The following is an 18299-nucleotide window of genomic DNA, read 5'->3' on the forward strand; positions in this document are numbered from 1 at the left end:
GCGGTCGGCCCGGCCGTGCTGCTGGGGCACGTCGACTCCGCCGAGCACGGCCCCGGCGTCTTCTTCGAACTCGGCGCGCTGACACCGGGTGCGGAGGTGGAGGTCGAGCGCCGGGACGGCACCGTCGCCGTCTTCACCGTCGACCGGGTGGAGCGCTACACCAAGACCGGGTTCCCCACCCTGCAGGTGTACGGCAACACCCCCGACCCCCAGCTGCGGCTGATCACCTGCGGCGGCGAGTTCGACCCCGTCGCCCGCAGCTACGAGGACAACGTCGTCGCCTACGCCACCCTGGCCGGCACCCGACCCGCCTGAGCTCGCCGGCGGTGGCCTCACGCCCGGCTGTCGGTGGGCCTGGGCAGCGGCGCCACGAGTTCGAGGTTGATGTCGTCGGGATCCTGGACGGACACGATCGCGATACCGAGGTGACGCAGCTCGACGACTTCGCCGTGCTCCACCCCGGCCGCGCTCAGCCGATCGGCGGCCTGCTGGAGGGCAGCCGGTGAACCGACCGACAGGCTCACGTGGTCCAGTCCGACCCGTGTTGGGTCGAAACGGTCGCCGGGCAATGCAGTCGGTCGTAGGCCCAGGAGCTGGTCGCCGAGCGCGAAGGTGCAGCCGCCGAAGAACCGCTGTGGGTCCTGACGTGCCGACGGGTCGTCGGACTGGTCGCTGAAGTCGATCGCCGGCTCGACGCCGAGCAGGCTGGTGTAGAAGGCCTTCGAGCGGGCGATGTCCGTCACCGTCAGCCGGACGTGGTGCAGCCCGGTCGGGTGCCCTGGAGCCATGGAGGTCTCTGACATGCGCTCACCCTCGCGCACGGCACGGACGCTCGCGCGGTGCCTTCCTCGCCGACTCGTCCTGAACGATCCACCGGCTCCGCGTCGGTGACTCGCGGGGCAGGGTCTGAGAGCCGCCGGTCATCCCTCCATGGCGGCGTCGTCCCGGCCGCGCTGAGATCAGAGTGACTGTTGTGACCGATGTCATTGACGGTGCGTGGTCGACAGGCCGTCAGGAGTCACTTGATGGACCACCACCGGATGCCGTAGGACCCGACCGCCTTCTACGTTTGCCCTGCTCGCAGCGGGCAAGCCGGAGTCGGACGAACCACGGCGCAGCAGGACCGTGCCAGCTCCGGCCGGTGACCTTTCCTCACCCGCTTGCTGCCGCGTCCTGTCCGAGGACCCGCCGTGCGGCGGGGAGGGAGTTCCACATGCCAGGTTCAGTACGAGGTCGATCCGGGCCCAGAGTCGCCACCGCGTGCTTCGCGGCCGGCGGAGTGTTCGCCACCTCTGCGGTGATCGGCCTGCTGCCCAACGTCGCGGGGGCGTCCAGCCACCGCGAGGCACCGCTGATCCTCAACGATCCGGCGGTGGACAACACCGACGTGTATGCGTTCTCCAGTCCGGAGAACGAGGACAACGTCACCCTCATCGCCAACTTCCGGCCGTTCCAGGAGCCTCTGCAGGGCCCCAACTTCCACCCGTGGGCCGAGGACGCCGAGTACCTGATCAACATCGACAACAACGGTGACGCGGTTGCCGACCTGATCTACCGGTGGCGGTTCACCACGGAGGACCTCCGGGGTCTCGACACGTTCCTCTACAACAACGGCCCGGTCACCTCGCTCGACGACGAGAACCTGCTCTACCGGCAGTTCTTCACCCTCGACGTGAGCACCGACGGCGGCGCCACCTACGGCGAGCCGATCTCCCAGGGCCAGGCCGCTCCCTCCTACGTCGGCCCGGCGAGCATGGGGTCGGCACGGGACTACGTCGACAACCTCCGGCAGCCGGCGATCGCCGATGTCGGTGGCGGCGGCATGACGCTGGTCACCCAGACCGAGGACCCCTTCTTCCTGGACATCCGGGTCTTCGACCTGATCTACGGAGCTGACCTCTCGGAACGGGGCAACGACACGCTGGCCGGGCACAACGTCAACAGCATCGCGCTCGAGGTGCCCAAGTCCGCGGTGGCCATCAACAACGACGCAGCGGCCAACCCGGTGATCGGTGTCTGGAGCACCGCCACCCGGCCCACGCTGCGCGATGCCGACGGCACGGCAGCGGAGGGGTCGGAGGGCTTCACCCAGGTGTCCCGGCTCGGCCAGCCGCTGGTCAACGAGGTCGTCGTCCCCGCTGGGTTGAAGGATGCCTTCAACTCCATCCCGCCGTCCGCGGACGCCGAGGCGGCCGACGGTGCCGTCGTCGCGCGCGTGCTCGCCCCTGAGGTGCCGCGGCTGATCGAGCAGATCTACGGGATCCCGGCGCCGCCGACGCCGCGGTGGGACATCTACGAGGTCTTCCTCACCGGCATCGTCAGCACCGAGGTGCTCGACGTGGACGGGGACCCGGCGACGCAGAACCCGATCGACATCGACCTGAACTCGCAGGCGCTCAACGCCGACGCGGCCGATTTCCAGCCGTCGGAGATGCTGCGGCTCAACATGTCGATCACCGGCCCGACCAGCCCGGACGGCAAGCCGCTCAAGAAGGCCAGCCCGCTCGGCGTGATCGGTGGGGACATCCAGGGCTTCCCGAACGGCCGCCGGCTCGCCGACGACGTGGTGGACATCGAGCTGCTCGCGCTCGAGGGCATCTTCGACGTCAGGAACGTGCCGGCCGACCGGCTGGAGGCGTTCCGGGCGTTGAAGCAGGGCGACAAGGTGCCGCGCAACGACGCCGAGTTCGGGCGGAACTTCCCGTACCTCGCGCCGCCGGAGACCGATGCGTCCAACGTGCCGGACTCGAACAAGCAGTACACCACCTGGCCCGGCCGGGGCGACAAGGACCACGGCGCAGCCGTAGCGTCGTCCGGGGGGACCGGGGCCGGTTGGGACGCGCTTCCGGTGGCCACCGGAACGTTGGCGGCGCTGCTGATGGGCGCCGGCGGAGTCTCGCTGCTCCGCAGCCGGTCGGTGACGGCTCGCGCCGCGGTGGGCGCGAAGAGCTGACCGATCCGTCGCCGCGGGGTGCCGGCAGGCATCCCGCGGCGACGGCCCACCGTCCGTTCGAATTGATCGTGTCGTCGCCGGTCGGAGCTGCGCATCAGCTTCGACCGGCGTCGACGACCGAGGAGAGCTCACGCCCCATGACAGCGCACCGCATCGGCCGCGCGCCTCGTCCGTCGGCCGCCGGATCGACCGCGCCGGGCCGGCGACGTCGATGACGACCCGTCGCACCGCTCGCAATCTGCTCGCGGCCGGCGTGCTGCTGCTGATGGTGTCCGCCGCGGTCGCCGGCCGGGCGGACTCGCCCGAGCCCGGCCCGTCGATCGGCGCTGTGGCCACGGCGGCGCCTGATCCGCTCGCAGCTGCCGTGTCGAACGCTGAGCAGCGCCTGGACGACGTCCCCGGCGACTGGCGGACCTGGGCCGAGCTGGGCGCCGTGTACGTCGAGCAGGCGCGGGTCACGGCCGATCCCTCCTACTACGCCAGGGCCGAGGATGCGCTCGACCGCTCGCTCGAGCTGCGTCCGGAGGGCAACGACGGCGCGCTGACCGGCCTCGGTGCGCTCGCCAACGCCCGACACGACTTCGCCGCGGCGGCCGACCTCGCCGACCGCGCCCTGGCCGTGAACCCGTACAGCGCCACCGCGTGGGGCGTCCTCACCGACGCCCGCACCCAGCTGGGGAACTACGACGGTGCCGGCGCCGCGCTGTCCCGCATGCTCGAGCTGCGGCCGGGCGTCGCCTCGTTCACGCGCGCGTCCTACGACGCAGAGCTCCGCGGGGACACCGGCACCGCGGTCGCAGCGCTGGAGCAGGCGCTCGAGCTGGCGGCCACCCCCGCGGACGAGGCGTTCTGCAGGACGTACCTGGGTGGGCTCGCGTGGGCCGACGGCGACGTGGACGAGGCGTCGCGTCACTACGCGGCCGGCGCCGAGGCCGCACCGGGGAACCCGCCGGTGCTCCTGGGGCAGGCACGCGTCGCCGCGGCCCGGGGCGAGGTGGAGGAGGCCACCCGGAAGTACCGGCAGGTGGTGCAGGCGCAGCCGTTGCCGGAGCACCTGGTGGAGTTCGGCGAGTTCCTGCTCGCCGTCGGCGAGGGGGACGAAGCCGCCGAGCAGTTCGCCGTGCTGGCGACCGTGTGGAAGCTCTTCGAGGTCAACGGCGTCGCCGATGACCTCGAGGTCGCGCTCTTCGAGGCCGACCACGGTGACCCGGTGGCCGCAGTCGCGGCGGCGGAGGCGGAGTTCGCGCGCCGGCAGAGCATCGACGCCCATGACGCGCTCGGCTGGGCGTTGCACCGGGCGGGGCGGGACGTCGAGGCGCTGGAGCACGCGCGCGCGGCCACCGCGCTGGGTGGTGAGGATGCCCGCTTCCTGTACCACCGTGGGGCGATCGAGGCCGCACTCGGCCGGGTCGACGAGGCCCGCGCCACGCTGACCGCAGCCCTGGACCGCAACCCGTACTTCTCGCCGCTGCACGCCCCCCGGGCCGAGCAGTTGCTGACTGCGCTCGGCGGGCGCCCGTGAGGCGTCTGGTCGTCCTCGTCCTCGCGACGACCGCCCTCGCGCTGGCCCCGGCCGGCATCGCGGCTGCGCACCCGCTCGGCAACTTCACCGTCAACCACGCGAACGCGTTGCTGTTCACCCCGGACGGCGTGGAACTCACCGCGGTGGTGGACCGGGCCGAGATCCCGGCCGCCCAGGCCCTGCTGGACCTGGCGCCCGACGGCACTCCGGGTGCCGGCGTCCTCGCGGAGGCCGCGGACGCCCAGTGCGCCGCCCTCGGCGACGACGCCGTGCTGACGGTGGACGGCCGGACGGTGCCCTGGACCGTCGAGCGCACGTCCCTGGAGGTCCTGCCGGGCACGGCCGGGCTCCCCACGTTGCGGCTGGAGTGCGACCTCCTGGCGGCGGCCGACCTGACCGCCCCTCGCCAGGTCTCCTTCCGGGACGACCACCTCGACGGGGTTCTGGGATGGAGGGAGATCACCGCGGACGGCGACGGCGTCCGGCTGCTCGACCCGTCGGTGCCTGCCGAGAGCCCGACCGACGCCTTGCGCGACTACCCGGAAGAACTGCTCGAGACACCGCTGGACGTGCGCAGCCTCGAGGTGGAGGTCGAGCCGGGCCAGAACCGCGGGGCAGGGGCACCCGCTGCCATGGGGTCGTCCGGCGATCCGTTCGGCTCCGCACTGGCTGCGCTCGACCGCCGGCTCTCGCAGCTGATCGGCGATGACGCGCTGTCGCCGCTGGTCGGTGCCCTCGCCCTCGGGCTGGCGGCCCTGCTCGGGTGCGGGCACGCGCTGCTCCCCGGCCACGGGAAGACCGTCATGGCCGCCTACCTCGCCGGCCGCCGGGGCCGCCCCCGGGACGCCGTCCTCGTCGGGGTGACCGTCACGGCAACCCACACGGTCGGAGTGCTCGCGCTCGGACTGGCGGTCTCCCTCTCGAGCGCGTTCGCCGGCGACCAGGTGCTCCGCTGGCTGGGGGTGACCAGCGGCATCCTCGTCGCCGGCATCGGCGCCTTCATGCTCCGCGGAGCGTTGCGCGACCGCCGGGCCGCGCTCGAGGTCGATGTGGTCCGCCACCTGCCCGAGCCGGCGCTGGCGGCCGGCGTGCCCGCACTCGCCTCCGTGAGCAGCGTCGGTCCGGTGACCGAGGTGGTCCCGCACCGTCACGGCCACGGCCACGGCCACGGTCACGACCACGACCACGGCCACGGCCACGACCACGACCACGACCACGATCACGATCACGACCACGATCACGACCACGATCACGATCACGACCACGATCACGGTCACGATCACGATCACGACCACGGTCACGACCACGGCCACGACCACCACCACGGTCACGGCCACGACCACGAGCACGGTGCACCCGGCGGCTGGTGGGCCGGTGCGCACACGCACGGGCCCGGCACCCACACGCACGGGCCGGGCCGCGGCGGGCTGGTCGGTATGGGTATCGCGGGAGGCCTGGTCCCCAGCCCGTCGGCGCTGCTGGTGCTGCTCGCCTCGGTGGGCCTGGGGAGGACGGTGTTCGGCGTCCTGCTGGTGGTGGCCTACGGGTTCGGCATGGCGGCCACGCTGACGGCCGTCGGCCTGGCACTCGTGCGGCTGCGCAACCGGCTGGCCCGGCGGCTGGCGTCGATCGGGCCGTCCTCGGTGCTCCGAAGGCTGGCCGGCGCGGCTCCGCTGGTGACGGCGCTCCTCGTGGTCACGGTCGGGGTGGCGCTCGTCGTCCGCGGCGCCCTGCTCGGTGCTGCCTGACACCGATCGAGCACGCGATCCCTGCGTTCAGGAGGAGCGGCCACCGCCGTCGAACTCGGCGAGCAGGCGCCGGGGCGCGCGTGCGCGCCACGCGTCCTCCACGAGCTCGGCGAGCTCCTCGACCGGGATCCGCCCCAGCCGCACCAGGACGACGGCGTACCCGTCGAAGTGCGGGGTGGTGAGGAAGACGTCGGGCGCCGCCGCGAGCAGCGAGGCCTTCACGCCCTCGTCGGCCACGCGCACCCCCAGCAGCGGCCCGGCCGCGTCCGGCGCCGCGTCCCCGAGCGCCGCGCGCTCGCCTTCCCGCAGCGGCCGCGCCCACACGAACGCCTTGCCGTGCACCCGCCACGAGGGGTGCCCGCCGTACGAGGGGTGCTCGTCGGTGTCCGGCAGCCCGGCGGCGAGCCGCCGGACGTCCTCCCAGGTGGCCACCCCCGCAGTGTGGTCCCGACGGGGCTCGGGTGGGAGGGTCCTTCGCGGTGGGGCGGCAGCCGCACCGCCGCAGGACACCCGTGGAGAGAGGGACGACCGTGCCGACCGACCCGTACGCCGCCTTCCGGGCGGCCGTCGAGAGCCGCGACGTCGACGCCGCGGTGCGGCTCTTCGCCGACGGCTGCGTCTTCCTGTCGCCGATCGTGCACGAGCCCTACCGCGGCACCGGGCCGCTGCGCGCGATCCTCACCGGCGTGATGTCGCTGTTCGAGGACTTCCGCTACACCGCGTCCTACGCGGGCGACGGCGGGCACGTCCTCGCCTTCGACACCCGGGTCGGCGACCGCGCCCTCCAGGGCGTGGACATCCTGCGCGGCCGCGACGGTGTGCTCACCGAGCTGACCGTGATGGTCCGCCCGTACTCGGCCGCGACCGCGCTCCGCGAGCGGATGGCGGCGCTGCTCGCGTGAGCCTGCGGGGCGGAGGACCGGTTCGCCGTAGGGTGCGACACCGCGGTGCGGCCGAACGGCGGCAGCCAGGAGGGAAGAGGCGATGACGATCGGTCCCGATCGGGAGACGGCTCACGAGGAGGACCGGCCACCGGTCACGATCTTCGGCCCGGACTTCCCGTTCGCGTTCGACGACTGGATCACCCACCCCGCGGGCCTCGGCGCGATCCCGCCGGAGCGGCACGGCGAGGAGGTGGCCATCGTCGGCGCCGGGATATCCGGCCTGGTCGCGGCCTACGAGCTGATGAAGCTGGGGCTCAAGCCGGTCCTCTACGAGGCCTCGCAGATGGGCGGCCGGCTGCGGTCGGCCCGGTTCGAGGGGGCGCCGGAGGAGATCGTCGCCGAGCTGGGCGGCATGCGGTTCCCCGTGTCGTCGACCGCCTTCTACCGCTACGTCGGCCTGCTCGGCCTGGAGACGAGGCCCTTCCCGAACCCGCTCACGCCGGCGTCGGGGAGCACGGTGATCGACATCGAGGGGGAGACCCACTACGCGGAGTCCTCCGAGGCGCTGCCGCCGCTGTTCCGGGAGGTGGCGGCGGCGTGGGCGGACGCCCTCGGGACCGTGCGCTTCGCCGAGATCCAGGACGCGATCCGGGCGCGCGACGTGAAGACGCTCAAGTCGCTGTGGGACGAGCTGGTGCCGCTGTGGGACGACCGCACCTTCTACGACTTCATCGCGAGCTCCGACGCGTTCTCGCGGCTGTCGTTCCACCACCGCGAGGTCTTCGGGCAGGTGGGGTTCGGCACCGGCGGGTGGGACTCCGACTTCCCGAACTCGATGCTCGAGATCTTCCGCGTCGTGATGACCAACTGCGACGAGGACCAGCGCTTCGTCGTGGGCGGCGTCGAGCAGGTGCCGTGGGGGCTGTGGAACCACTCCCCGGATGCGCCGGCGCACTGGCCGGCCGGGACGACGCTGGCCAAGCTGCACTCCGGCGGGCCGCGTGCCGGGGTCGCCGCCATCGCGCGCGACGCCGACGGGAGCTTCGCCGTCACGGACGCCTGGGGCCACACCGTCCGGTACCCCGCGGTGCTGGTCACCTGCCAGAGCTGGCTGCTGACGACGACGATCGACTGCGACGAGGACCTCTTCGCGCAGAAGATGTGGACGGCGCTGGACCGCACCCGGTACATGCAGTCGTCCAAGACCTTCGTGATGGTCGACCGGCCCTTCTGGAAGGACAGGGACCCGGAGACCGGCCGTGACGTCATGAGCATGACCCTCACCGACCGGCTCACCCGCGGCACCTACCTGTTCGACCACGGGGACGACAAGCCCGGCGTCATCTGCCTGACGTACTCGTGGATGAGCGACGCGCTGAAGATGCTCCCGTACCCGGTCGACCAGCGCGTGCGCCTCGCGCTCGGCGCACTGGGGAAGATCTACCCCGACCTGGACATCGCGCAGCACATCATCGGCGACCCGATCACCGTCTCCTGGGAGGCCGACGCGCACTTCCTCGGCGCCTTCAAGGGCGCCCTGCCCGGGCACTACCGCTACAACCACCGGATGTACGCGCACTTCGTGCAGGACGACTTCCCGCCCGAGCAGCGGGGGATCTTCCTGGCGGGCGACGACGTCTCGTGGACCCCGGCCTGGGTGGAGGGCGCCGTGCAGACCTCTCTCAACGCGGTGTGGGGCATCATGCGGCACTTCGGCGGCGGCACCCAGCCCGAGAACCCCGGCCCCGGTGACGTGTTCGCCGAGCTCGGCCCCGTCGCGCTGCCGGACTAAGCCGAGCGGCTCCACTCCGGACGGCGCAGCGGGAGCCGGTCCTCGCCGCCCGGCCGCACCGCGAGGACCTGGTTCACGCCCACCCGGTGCCGTTCGAAGGCCAGGGCCGACCCCGCCAGGTAGAGCCGCCACACCCGTGCCCGTCCGGGTGAGGACGCCCGTACCGCCTCCTCCCAGTGCTCCTCGAGGTTGCGCACCCACGCCCGGCAGGTGAGCGCGTAGTGGCGGCGCAGCGCCTCGACGTCGACGACCTCGAGCCCGGCCTCCTCCAGCACCCGCACGTGGGTGGCCAGGGGCTGCAGCTCGCCGTCGGGGAAGACGTACCGGCTGAGGAACGACCCCGGGTCGGGGCGGTCGGGCCCGGCCGCCGGACCTCGCGCGATCGCGTGGTTGAGCAGCCGGCCACCGGGGGCCAGCAGCGCGTGCAGCCGGGACGCGTAGACCGGCAGCTGGGCGTGGCCCACGTGCTCGGCCATCCCGACCGACGCGATCGCGTCGAAGGGCCCGTCGGCGACCTCGCGGTAGTCCTGCAGCCGGATCTCGACGCGGTCGGCGAGCCCGGCGTCGGCGATGCGCCGGCGGGCCAGCTCGGCCTGCGCCGCGGAGATGGTCACGCCCACCACCGAGACGTCGTAGCGCCCGGCCGCGTGGAGGGCGAGCGACCCCCAGCCGCAGCCGACGTCGAGCAGCCGCATGCCCGGCTCCAGCCCCAGCTTGCGGCAGACCAGATCGAGCTTGGCCTCCTGCGCCTCCTCCAGCGTGGCACCGGGCCCGGGGAAGTAGGCGCAGCTGTAGACCAGCGAGGGGCCCAGCAGCAGCCGGTAGAAGTCGTTCCCGACGTCGTAGTGGTGGCTGATCGCGCTGCGGTCGCGGCGCAGCGAGTGGCGCAGCCCGCGCAGGCGGGCCTCCTCCGGGGGCGGCGCCGGCGGTGGTCCGAGGACCCCCAGCCGCAGCAGCGGCCCGGCCAGGTGCACCAGCGTCCGCCGGTCCAGCCGCAGGGTGGGGCGGGACGGCAGGTCGTCGGGGAAGCTCAGCGCCGCGTACAGGTCCCCCTCCACGTCGAGGTCCCCGCTGACGTAGGCGCGGGCGAGCCCGAGCTCCCCAGGGGCGTGCACCAGGCGGCGCAGGGCCCGCCGGTTCCGCACGACCAGGGTCGGGGCGCCGTCGACGACGGATTCCGAGCCGTCCCAGCAGCGCACCGAGAGGGGGAGCGGGGCACCCAGCAGGGTCGTGGCCAGCTCGTCCACCAACCGGCTCGCTCCCTGGTGCGCCATGCGCCCGACCCTGGCAGACCGACCGCCGTCCCCGGGAGGGGTTTCCCCGTCGGGATGCGGTCAGAAGGCGGCGAGGAGGAACCGCCCGGCCGTCCAGACGCCCAGTCCGGTCAGCGCGGCCACGAGCAGGAGGAGCAGGACGACCCAGGCCACGGCGAGGTGGTCGCGCCACGTCGTCGCGTACGGCGCCGGCGGTGCCGGGTCGGGCAGCGGCCGGGCGAGCCACTGGGCGGCGTGCTCCTGGGAGCAGAAGTCGGCGTCCACGAAGCGGAGCCCGTCGACCTCGTCCGAGCGGGTGACCTCGAGGTGGACCCAGCCCCGGCCATCGTCCACGTCCGTCCAGGGCCGGCCGCAGGTTGCGCAGGCGGCGGCGTCCGCGGGGTCGGGCGGGGGCACGCCGGGGACGCTAACGGCGGGCCGGCGCCCCGGCCGGCCAGGCGCACCGGCCGGTGTCCTGACCGTGACCTCCGCCGGTTTGCCCCCGGTGCGCGAGGGGCCCACGCTGAGGTGGCGAGAGCCCCGGCGGAGCGGAGGAGAGAGCATGCGCGCCCAGCGGCGGACGCGTGCGGGCAGCGGCGTGGTCACCACCGGCGCCCGCGCGAGCGGGGTCGCGGTCGCCGTCGCCCTCGCCGTCGGGGGTCTGGCCGCCTGCGGGGACGGCGCGACCGGCGCGACGGCGCAGGAGGTGCAGGGGCTCTCCGACGAGCTCGGTGCGCTGCGGGACCGGGTCGCGGCGCTGGAGGAGCGCCCGGTGCCGTCGGCCGCCCCCGCCACGCCCACGGAGGACGCTCCCGGGACCGGTGACCAGCAGCCGCCGCCGGACGACGGACCGCAGCAGCCGTTCGACGACCCCGCCGGGCTGTTCGAGGACCCCGGGCCCCTCATCGGTCAGGACGTCACGGTGACCGCCGAGGTCGTCGGCCTGGTCTCGGTCTCGGAGGTCGGCGCCGCCTTCCGGCTCGGCGACGGGAACGGGACCACCGTCGGCGTGATCACGGTGACGCCGCCCGGTGAGCTGGAGGTGGGCGACGTCCTGCGGGTGACCGGCTCGGTCGAACGGGTCGAGCGGGAGTCCTTCGAGGCGGACTTCGGCATCTCCGCCGGCGTGCTGGCAGAGAACCCCGAGGCGCTGTTCGCCGCCCTCGCCGGGGACGTCGCGGTCGCGGCCCGCGAGATCGAGGTCGTGCAGCAGTCCTCCGGCTGAGCCCGGGCTACCGGACGCGCGCGTCCGGCGCCGGTTCCAGCGAGACGGGCTCCGGGACCGCGGGTACCGGTTCGGGGCGCGCCGGCGGGTGCTCGCGCAGGTGGTCCAGCACCCGGTAGGCGACCGCCACGAGCGGCACGGCCAGCAGCGCGCCGGCCAGGCCCCAGAGCATCGAGCCGGCGGTCACCGCGACGAGGATGACCACCGGGTGCAGCCGCAGCGCCCGGCCGACGATGATCGGCTGCAGGATGTTCCCCTCGACCTGCTGCACCACCAGGACGGCGACCAGCACGATGATCGCGTCGGTCAGCCCGTTGGTCACCAGGGTGACCAGGACGGCCACCGCCCCGCTCACGGTCGCGCCGAACAGGGGGACGAAGGCGCCGAGGAAGATCAGCAGGGTGAGCGAGGGCCACAGCGGCACCCCCAGGACCAGCAGCGCCGCGCCGATGCCCGCGGCATCGATCAGCGCGACGATGATGACGCCGCGCACGTACAGCGACAGCGTCGTCCACGCCGTCCGGCCGGCGCCGTCGACCTGGTCACGTCGCCGGTCGGGGACCAGCCGCAGGACCCAGGCCCACATCGACGCCCCGTCCTTGAGCAGGAAGAACGTCAGGAAGGCCACCAGGACGACGGCGGCCAGCACGTAGAGCGCCATGCTCGCGGCGGCCGTCGGTTCGGGTGCGAGCCGGAAGATGCGGTCCACGACGGCGTTGCGGGCCTCGGTCACCTGCTGGGGGTCCAGCCCCAGCGGCCCCTCGATCAGCCACACACGGATCCGGTCGATCCCGGCGGCCAGCGGGCGGGTGAGGTTGCGCAGCTGGTCCGCGGCGCGGAAGCCCACGAGGAAGCCGACGCCGACCAGGGCGCCGAACAGCAGGAGCACCGACAGCAGCGCCGCGAGCGCCCGGGGGAGCCCCTGGGACAGCCACCGGGTGAGCGGCTGGACGATCGCGGTGAGCAGCAGGGCGACGGCGATGGTCACCGTCACGAGCGGCAGCCGCAGCAGGAGGAAGAACAGCAGCCAGCCGACCCCGGCCAGCGCCAGGAGGGCGGTGCTGACCACGAGGGTCCGCACCGCCCAGGCCGGTGCGGCGGGCACCACCGGCCCCGGGCGACCGTCGCGCGATGCCGGGACGGTGACCTGCGCGGGGGCGCCGGCACCGTCCTCCGGTGCGCCCGCTCCCCGCCTCGACCACCAGCTCACCGCCGTCGTCCCGTCCGCACAGTCGCTCCTCCGGTCGTGGTGATCCCCGTCCGTCCCCGGGCCGCACCGCGGCCAGGGGTACGTCCGCATCCTCGGCCACCGCGGCGTGACCGGCCGGGCGAGCTGCGCACGGCGGCGGTGGAGCACCGAGAGAACCGGTGCTCCACCACGCGTCGCCCGCTGGGTGGGTCAGTCGTTCTGACCCTGCTCCTGCAGCACCTCGATGCTGTCGGCGGAGATGGCCACCGAGCCGTCCTCCTCCTGGAACCACGCGTCGGCGTCCTCGAACAGCTCGTCCTCGGCGATGCCGAAGTCCTGCTCGAAGCTGTCCCGCTGCACCTGGACCACGGTGCCCGTGACCTGGACGACGTCGTTGGCGTCGATCTCCGCCGGCGGGGAGGCCGAGACGACGGCGATCGGGTCGCCCGACTCGCCGGCGATCCGGAAGGCGCTGCCGACGTCGGTCGTCGTCACCATCTCCGAGATCTCCGCGCTGACGGTGACCTCCTGGCCGACGTAGGACTGGCTGTCCTCGAAGACCGCGGCGGTGTCGTCGTCGGCACCCAGCGCGTCGCTGGCGCCGACGTCGGCGTCCGTGCCCAGCCCGTCCTCCAGGACACCCACCCGCTCGTCCAGGCCGGCGAGGTCGTCCTCCACCTGCTGCAGGTCCTCGGCGGTGACGCCGCCGGCCTCGGGCCCGGCGGAGTCGTCGCTGCAGGCGGCCAAGCCACCCATGCCGAGCACGGCGGCGGCCAGGGCGGTCGCGGTGCGACCCGCCCGCTGCCTACCGGTGGACGTGGTGCGTGCGGCGTTCGTGCTCATGTGTCTCCCCCTCTGCATCGCGGCCGATCGTGTCGCGGCCGTCGTCGATGTGGACGAGGCACCAGGTGCCCGCCGGCGGCAGGGGGAGGCGGCCTGTGCCCGCACCGACACACAGCCGACACCGTTCCGCCACATGGTCACGGATCGGTCTCGGCCGACTGCCTGCCCGTTCTGTTGCGGTCGTCTTGCAGATCCGTGTCAGCACGGCGGGCGCCGCGCTGACCGCCGTGCGGGCGGGCACATCCGGCGGAGCGGCCGGCGTCGCCGTGGCCGCCCACGTCCAGCCCCACCCGGAGGTCGTCATGTCCCAGCCCGTCCTGTCCCGTCCGGCCGGGGCCGAGCCGCTGCCCCGGAGCCTCGCCGCCGTCGACGACGACCTCCGGTCCTGCCGCCGCATCCGCCGGGACGCGGCACGAGAGCTCGCCGAGGTCCGGCGGCGCCAGGAGGAGCTCGCCGACCTGGAGGCCGCCCTGCTGGTGACCATCGACTGCCGGTCGCGCATGGTCGACCACCTCCTCGACGAGCGCTTGCGGGTCCGTGCGGCGCCGGCGTGCCGCGGTGGGTGGACGCCTGCGCCGTGACGGTGCCGCGCGTTTCGCGGCGGCCCGGCTGGACACCGGACCCTGGACCGACGTGGGAGGAGAACCCGTGGCAACCGGATCCGTGGTGCAGCAGGGCCAGGGGGCGCCTTCGTCGTCCCAGGAGCGGCCGTCCCCCCGGCGGGCGCTCGAGGCGCTCGTCGGGGTGCCGTTCACCGAGGGCAACCGCGTCCGGCTGCTGCGGAACGGGGACGAGACCTTCCCGGCGCTGCTCGACGCCATCGCGGCCGCCGAGCGGAGCGTCGACCTGCTGTGGTTCTCCTGGCGGGGCGGGGAGATCTCCCACCGGATGGCCCGGGCCCTCGCCGACCGGGCGCAGGACGGCGCCCGGGTGCGCATCCTGCTCGACGGCTACGGGGCCAGGCAGATCGACCGCGACGACCTGCGGACCATGCGGCAGGCCGGGTGCACGGTCTTCTTCTACCGGCCGCTGCACACCCTGCGCGTCGGGGTCTGGAACCTGCGCACCCACCGGCGGGTCCTGCTCTGCGACGAGACGGTGGGCTTCACCGGCGGCACCGGGGTGGACACCACGTGGACCGGCGACGGCCGGCATCTCGGCAGCTGGCGGGACACGGCCGCGCGCGTCGAGGGGCCCGCGGTCGCCGGCCTGCGGTCGGCGTTCGAGCAGGCCTGGATGCAGGCCCAGGTCCGCCTCACCGGGGAGGTGGTGTCCGACCAGGACCGGTTCCCCGAGCTCACCCCGGTCGGGCGGACGGCGGTCCAGGTCCTGCGGCCGCCGTCCCAGCCGGGCTGGAGCGAGGCGGCGATCGCGCTGGCCGCCCTCCTGAACTCCGCCCGGGAGGAGGTGCGGATCACCACGCCCTACGTGCGGCTGCCGCGCTGGCTGCGCCGGGCGGTCGCGACGACGGCGCAGCGGGGGGTGCGCGTCCGGCTGCTGGTGGCCGGCCCGCACGTGGAACGGCCGGCGGTCCACCTGCAGGGGGAACTGGACTTCCAGGAGCTGCTCGACGCCGGCGTGGAGATCTGGCGGTACCAGCCGTCGCTGCTGCACGCCAAGGTCATCACGGTCGACGGCGCTCTGGCGATGATCGGCACCGCGAACCTGGACACCCGGTCGCTGGCGCTCAACGAGCAGGTGTGCCTGCTGATCGACGACCGCACCGTCGCCGGGGCGCTGGACGCGGACTTCGAGGAGGACCTGGGCAGGAGCGAGCGCGTGGACCCGGAGCAGTGGCGTGCGCGAGGCCTCTGCCGCCGCACCCTCGAGGTCGCCTCCGACGTCGTCGGCCGGCCGCTGCGCGGCTGGGGGGCCGTCGGGCTGGCCGGCCGTCGTCCCTGACTCCCGCATGACGATCCGGGGACGAACCCGGGACGGCGGTGTCCCGCCCGCGCGCGCGGGTCATGGATCCGACGTGGCGGAGACGAAGCATGGAGCAGGTGGACGGACGGGGCGGGCCCACCCGCTGGGCCGGGGGAGCGCGGCGCTGGCCGGGGTCGCTGCGGTGGCCGCCGCGCTCGGGCTGGCCGAGTTGGTCGCCGGGCTGATCCCCGCGGCGCCCTCCCTCGTCGTCGCCGTGGGGGACACGGTCATCGACAGCGTGCCCGGCTGGCTGGAGCAGTGGGCGATCGCGACGCTGGGCACCGCGGACAAGCCGGTCCTGATCGGGGGCGTCCTGGTCGTCTCCGTGCTGATCGGCGCCGGGCTGGGGGTGCTCGCCCGGCGCTACGTCGTCCTGGCCGCCGGCGGCATCGCCCTCTTCGCGACGCTCGGTGTCGCCGCCGCGCTGGCCGACGACCGCAACCCCGTCTTCCTGACCGTGCTGGTGGGCCTGCTCGGAGCCGTCACCGGCATCGCCGTGCTGGGTCTCCTCGTCGTGGGCCTGCCACGGCGGGCGGTGCCGGCGGACGCGGACCGCCCGGCCCCCGCCGACCCCGCCGATCCCGGGACGGTGCCCGCGCTGAGCCCGCTGGACCGGCGGCGGTTCCTGGCCGTGACCGGCGGGGCGACCGTGCTCGGCGTGCTCGCCGGGATCGGTGGGTCGCTGCTCTCCGGGCGGGAGCGCCTCGACCAGCTGCGGGCCGCCATCCGGCTGCCGGTGCCCGCGCGGCAGGCCGGCCCGGTGCCCCCGGGCGCCACCCTGGACGTCCCGGGGATCACCCCGCTGTTCACGCCGAACGCGGAGTTCTACCGGATCGACACGGCGCTGCGCGTGCCCACCGTCGACCCCGACGGCTGGCAGCTCGAGGTGCGGGGGATGGTCGACGAGCCGTTCACCCTCACCTACGCCGAGCTGATGGAGCTGCCGCACATCGAGGCCGACGTGACGCTCGCCTGCGTGTCCAACGAGGTGGGCGGCGACCTGGTCGGCAACGCCCGGTGGCAGGGCGTCCCGCTGCGCGCGCTGCTGGACCGCGCCGGCCTGCAGGAGGGCGCCACCCAGCTCATCGGCCGCTCCGTCGACGGGTTCACCGCCGGCTTCCCGGTGCTCACCGCGCTGGACGTCGAGGAGGCGATGGTCGCCGTCGCCATGAACGGCGAGCCGCTGCCGGCTGAGCACGGCTTCCCGGCCCGCCTCGTGGTGCCGGGCCTCTACGGCTACGTCTCGGCGACCAAGTGGCTCTCGGCCATCGAGCTCACCGGCTGGGACGTCGACGGCTACTGGATCCCCCGCGGCTGGGCCAAGGAGGGGCCGATCAAGACGCAGGCACGCATCGACGTGCCCGGCGGGGCGGTGACCGCGGGACGGCGGCCCGTCGCCGGGGTCGCCTGGGCGCCGACCCGGGGGATCGAGCGGGTCGAGGTGCGCATCGACGACGGTCCGTGGCAGGAGGCCGAGCTCGCCGAGCCGCTCGACGTCGACTGCTGGCGGCAGTGGTACCTGCCCTGGGAGGCGACGCCCGGCCGGCACCGCATCGCCGCCCGGGCGACCGACGGCCGCGGCGAGGTGCAGACCGACGAGCGGACCCCGGTGGCGCCCGACGGGGCGTCGGGCTACCCCGTCATCGAGGTCGTCGTCTCCTGAGCGACGTGGCCACCGCCGGTCAGGCGGCGGCCTCCTCCTCGCGGGCGACCCGGGCGACCCAGCGGGCCACCTGCTCCACCACCACGTCGGGGGCGGTCAGCGGCAGCATGTGACCGGCTCCGGGCACCTGCACCAGCTCCCCGTCGGGCAGCGCGGACAGGAGCCGGTGGATCTCCGCGTTCGGCACCTCCGGGTCGCGGTCGCCGTGGACGAGCAGCGTGGGGACGGGAAGGGCGTGCGCCCGCGCGACGCCGTCATCGGACAGGCCGGCCAGGGCGGTACCGGCCATGGCGAGCGGCCGGGTGGTGAGGAAGTCGTCCCGCATCCGCGCCACGGCCGCCTGCGGCTCGCCGGGGGCGAAGGCGAAGTACCGGATGCCGCGGTCGGAGACCGCGCGCAGCGGCCGGAGCCGCCGCCCCCACCGGGCGCCGGTGCGCAGCAGGGCGAACCAGACCGAGCTCAGCCGAACCCGTGCCCAGGCCGGCAGGTGGCGCCCCGGGAACCCCGGCGCCGTCACCCCGGCGCCACCCGAGCCGACGAAGACCGCACCCGTGATGCGGTCGTCGGCGCCGCCGTCGACGTGCCGGAGCAGGACCGCCCCACCGAGGCTGTGGCCCACCACGACCGCGGATCCGCCCCGGGGGACGACGGCGCCCAGCACGGCCGCCAGGTCCGCGGCGTGCGCGGCCAGCCCGTAGCCGCCGGAGCGGGCGTCCCCGGACTGGGCGTGCCCGCGCAGGTCGTAGGCGACCACCCGGTGCCCCTCGGCGAGCCGCCGCGGGACCTCGCCCCAGGAATCTGCGGACACCCCCAGCCCGTGCACGAGGACGACGAGCGGGGCGTCGTCGGCCCCCCACGAGTAGAGGGCCAGGCGGGTGCCGTCGAAGGAGGTCACGTCGGTCATGCCAGGCCCCTACCCAGCCGGCCGGCCGCTGCTGCGTCGATGTGGTGACGGTCGCACCGCGCTCAGCTTGCCGTTTAACCTCCGTGGCCGGCGGAGTCACATCAGTGTGATTCGAGGGCTGGCATGAAGGCGGCCACCGCGTGATCCTTCGGAGTAGCGAGCTTCGAAGATCGGCGGTGGCCGCGATGGACAGTCTTCCCCTGTCCGACGGGATTGACCAGAGCTTCGTGGGGCCGGCGGGGCTGGACCGGCTGCGAGAGTTCCGCGGTCAGCTGTATGGATGCCTGGGTCGGCGGGCCGATGAGCTGTTCGAGCTGGCCGACGCGCTGCTGTGCGCTGAGGGTCCGGTGCGGTCGCTGGTCGGGCTGTGCCTGGCCCCGGAGCACCGCCGCGGCCACGG

The 18299-nt window shown here is 74.2% G+C and carries 17 protein-coding genes and 1 pseudogene; 11 read left to right on the forward strand and 7 right to left on the reverse strand.

The features are described 5' to 3' along the window. A partial coding sequence (locus BMW62_RS21590) for a sortase domain-containing protein (RefSeq protein WP_139206351.1) occupies positions 1 to 315 on the forward strand: 315 nt, incomplete at its 5' end. A 17-nt stretch (positions 316 to 332) separates the two neighbouring features. Here the strand turns inward: BMW62_RS21590 and BMW62_RS21595 are convergent. Beyond that, positions 333 to 821, reverse strand: a complete 489-nt coding sequence (locus BMW62_RS21595; protein ID WP_244524213.1) for a VOC family protein — start codon at positions 819 to 821, stop codon at positions 333 to 335. Positions 822 to 1279: 458 nt separating this feature from the next. Between BMW62_RS21595 and BMW62_RS21600 the strand changes: the two genes are divergently transcribed. From BMW62_RS21600 to BMW62_RS23040, 3 genes are all read left to right on the forward strand, one after another. After that, positions 1280 to 2953, forward strand: a complete 1674-nt coding sequence (locus tag BMW62_RS21600; protein ID WP_211435241.1) for a DUF4331 domain-containing protein — start codon at positions 1280 to 1282, stop codon at positions 2951 to 2953. A 211-nt stretch (positions 2954 to 3164) separates the two neighbouring features. Beyond that, a complete protein-coding gene (locus BMW62_RS21605) occupies positions 3165 to 4475 on the forward strand; it encodes a tetratricopeptide repeat protein (protein ID WP_091935652.1) in 1311 nt (436 codons plus the stop codon). Then, positions 4472 to 6223, forward strand: coding sequence for a hypothetical protein (locus BMW62_RS23040; RefSeq protein WP_211435242.1), 1752 nt, complete (start codon positions 4472 to 4474; stop codon positions 6221 to 6223). Before BMW62_RS21605 ends, BMW62_RS23040 begins: the two co-directional genes overlap by 4 nt. A 27-nt stretch (positions 6224 to 6250) precedes the next feature. Here BMW62_RS23040 and BMW62_RS21615 read toward each other — a convergent pair whose 3' ends face one another. Next, a complete protein-coding gene (locus BMW62_RS21615) occupies positions 6251 to 6655 on the reverse strand; it encodes an MmcQ/YjbR family DNA-binding protein (protein WP_091935655.1) in 405 nt (134 codons plus the stop codon). A gap of 98 nt (positions 6656 to 6753) precedes the next feature. Here BMW62_RS21615 and BMW62_RS21620 point away from each other — a divergent pair, with 98 nt between their 5' ends. After that, positions 6754 to 7125, forward strand: coding sequence for a nuclear transport factor 2 family protein (locus tag BMW62_RS21620; protein WP_091935658.1), 372 nt, complete (start codon positions 6754 to 6756; stop codon positions 7123 to 7125). A gap of 82 nt (positions 7126 to 7207) precedes the next feature. Next, positions 7208 to 8899, forward strand: coding sequence for a flavin monoamine oxidase family protein (locus BMW62_RS21625; RefSeq protein ID WP_091935661.1), 1692 nt, complete (start codon positions 7208 to 7210; stop codon positions 8897 to 8899). On the opposite strand, the gene BMW62_RS21630 is transcribed toward BMW62_RS21625, so the two are convergent. Together BMW62_RS21630 and BMW62_RS21635 are read right to left on the reverse strand one after the other, a co-directional pair. Then, entirely contained in the window at positions 8896 to 10173 is a 1278-nt protein-coding gene (locus tag BMW62_RS21630) for an SAM-dependent methyltransferase (RefSeq protein ID WP_091935664.1), read from the reverse strand. The two genes, BMW62_RS21625 and BMW62_RS21630, sit on opposite strands and share 4 nt — an antisense overlap. 60 nt (positions 10174 to 10233) lie before the next feature. Continuing rightward, positions 10234 to 10569 carry a hypothetical protein gene (locus tag BMW62_RS21635; RefSeq protein WP_139206352.1) on the reverse strand — a complete coding sequence of 112 codons (336 nt, stop codon included), beginning with the start codon at positions 10567 to 10569 and terminating at the stop codon, positions 10234 to 10236. 145 nt (positions 10570 to 10714) lie between these two features. On the opposite strand from BMW62_RS21635, the gene BMW62_RS21640 reads away from it, so the two are divergent. Further along, complete coding sequence (locus BMW62_RS21640; protein WP_091935669.1) at positions 10715 to 11377, forward strand: hypothetical protein; 663 nt, start codon at positions 10715 to 10717, stop codon at positions 11375 to 11377. Between the two features lie 7 nt (positions 11378 to 11384). Here BMW62_RS21640 and BMW62_RS21645 read toward each other — a convergent pair whose 3' ends face one another. Beyond that, positions 11385 to 12482 carry an AI-2E family transporter gene (locus BMW62_RS21645; RefSeq protein ID WP_170852516.1) on the reverse strand — a complete coding sequence of 366 codons (1098 nt, stop codon included), beginning with the start codon at positions 12480 to 12482 and terminating at the stop codon, positions 11385 to 11387. Between the two features lie 294 nt (positions 12483 to 12776). Beyond that, positions 12777 to 13409 (reverse strand): hypothetical protein, encoded by a 633-nt coding sequence (locus BMW62_RS21650; protein ID WP_091935675.1) that lies wholly within the window; start codon positions 13407 to 13409, stop codon positions 12777 to 12779. Between the two features lie 302 nt (positions 13410 to 13711). On the opposite strand from BMW62_RS21650, the gene BMW62_RS21655 reads away from it, so the two are divergent. The 3 genes from BMW62_RS21655 (at position 13712) to BMW62_RS21665 (ending at position 16995) form a co-directional block, all read left to right on the forward strand. Beyond that, positions 13712 to 13990 (forward strand): hypothetical protein, encoded by a 279-nt coding sequence (locus tag BMW62_RS21655; protein WP_139206354.1) that lies wholly within the window; start codon positions 13712 to 13714, stop codon positions 13988 to 13990. Positions 13991 to 14057: 67 nt separating this feature from the next. After that, positions 14058 to 15311: a phospholipase D-like domain-containing protein gene (locus tag BMW62_RS21660; RefSeq protein WP_170852517.1), complete on the forward strand. Its 1254-nt coding sequence runs from the start codon at positions 14058 to 14060 to the stop codon at positions 15309 to 15311. A 73-nt stretch (positions 15312 to 15384) separates the two neighbouring features. Next, the gene (locus tag BMW62_RS21665) at positions 15385 to 16995 is read left to right on the forward strand and encodes a molybdopterin-dependent oxidoreductase (protein WP_211435243.1); all 1611 of its coding nucleotides are present in this window, start codon (positions 15385 to 15387) and stop codon (positions 16993 to 16995) included. A 19-nt stretch (positions 16996 to 17014) separates the two neighbouring features. Here BMW62_RS21665 and BMW62_RS21670 read toward each other — a convergent pair whose 3' ends face one another. Beyond that, positions 17015 to 17899, reverse strand: coding sequence for an alpha/beta fold hydrolase (locus BMW62_RS21670; RefSeq protein ID WP_091935684.1), 885 nt, complete (start codon positions 17897 to 17899; stop codon positions 17015 to 17017). 185 nt (positions 17900 to 18084) lie between these two features. Between BMW62_RS21670 and BMW62_RS21675 the strand changes: the two are divergent. Continuing rightward, positions 18085 to 18299: pseudogene (locus BMW62_RS21675) on the forward strand (transposase); the annotation flags it as partial.

Origin of the sequence: Blastococcus sp. DSM 46786 (assembly GCF_900109665.1) — a bacterium.
Taxonomy (GTDB): Bacteria; Actinomycetota; Actinomycetes; order Mycobacteriales; family Geodermatophilaceae; genus Blastococcus; species Blastococcus carthaginiensis.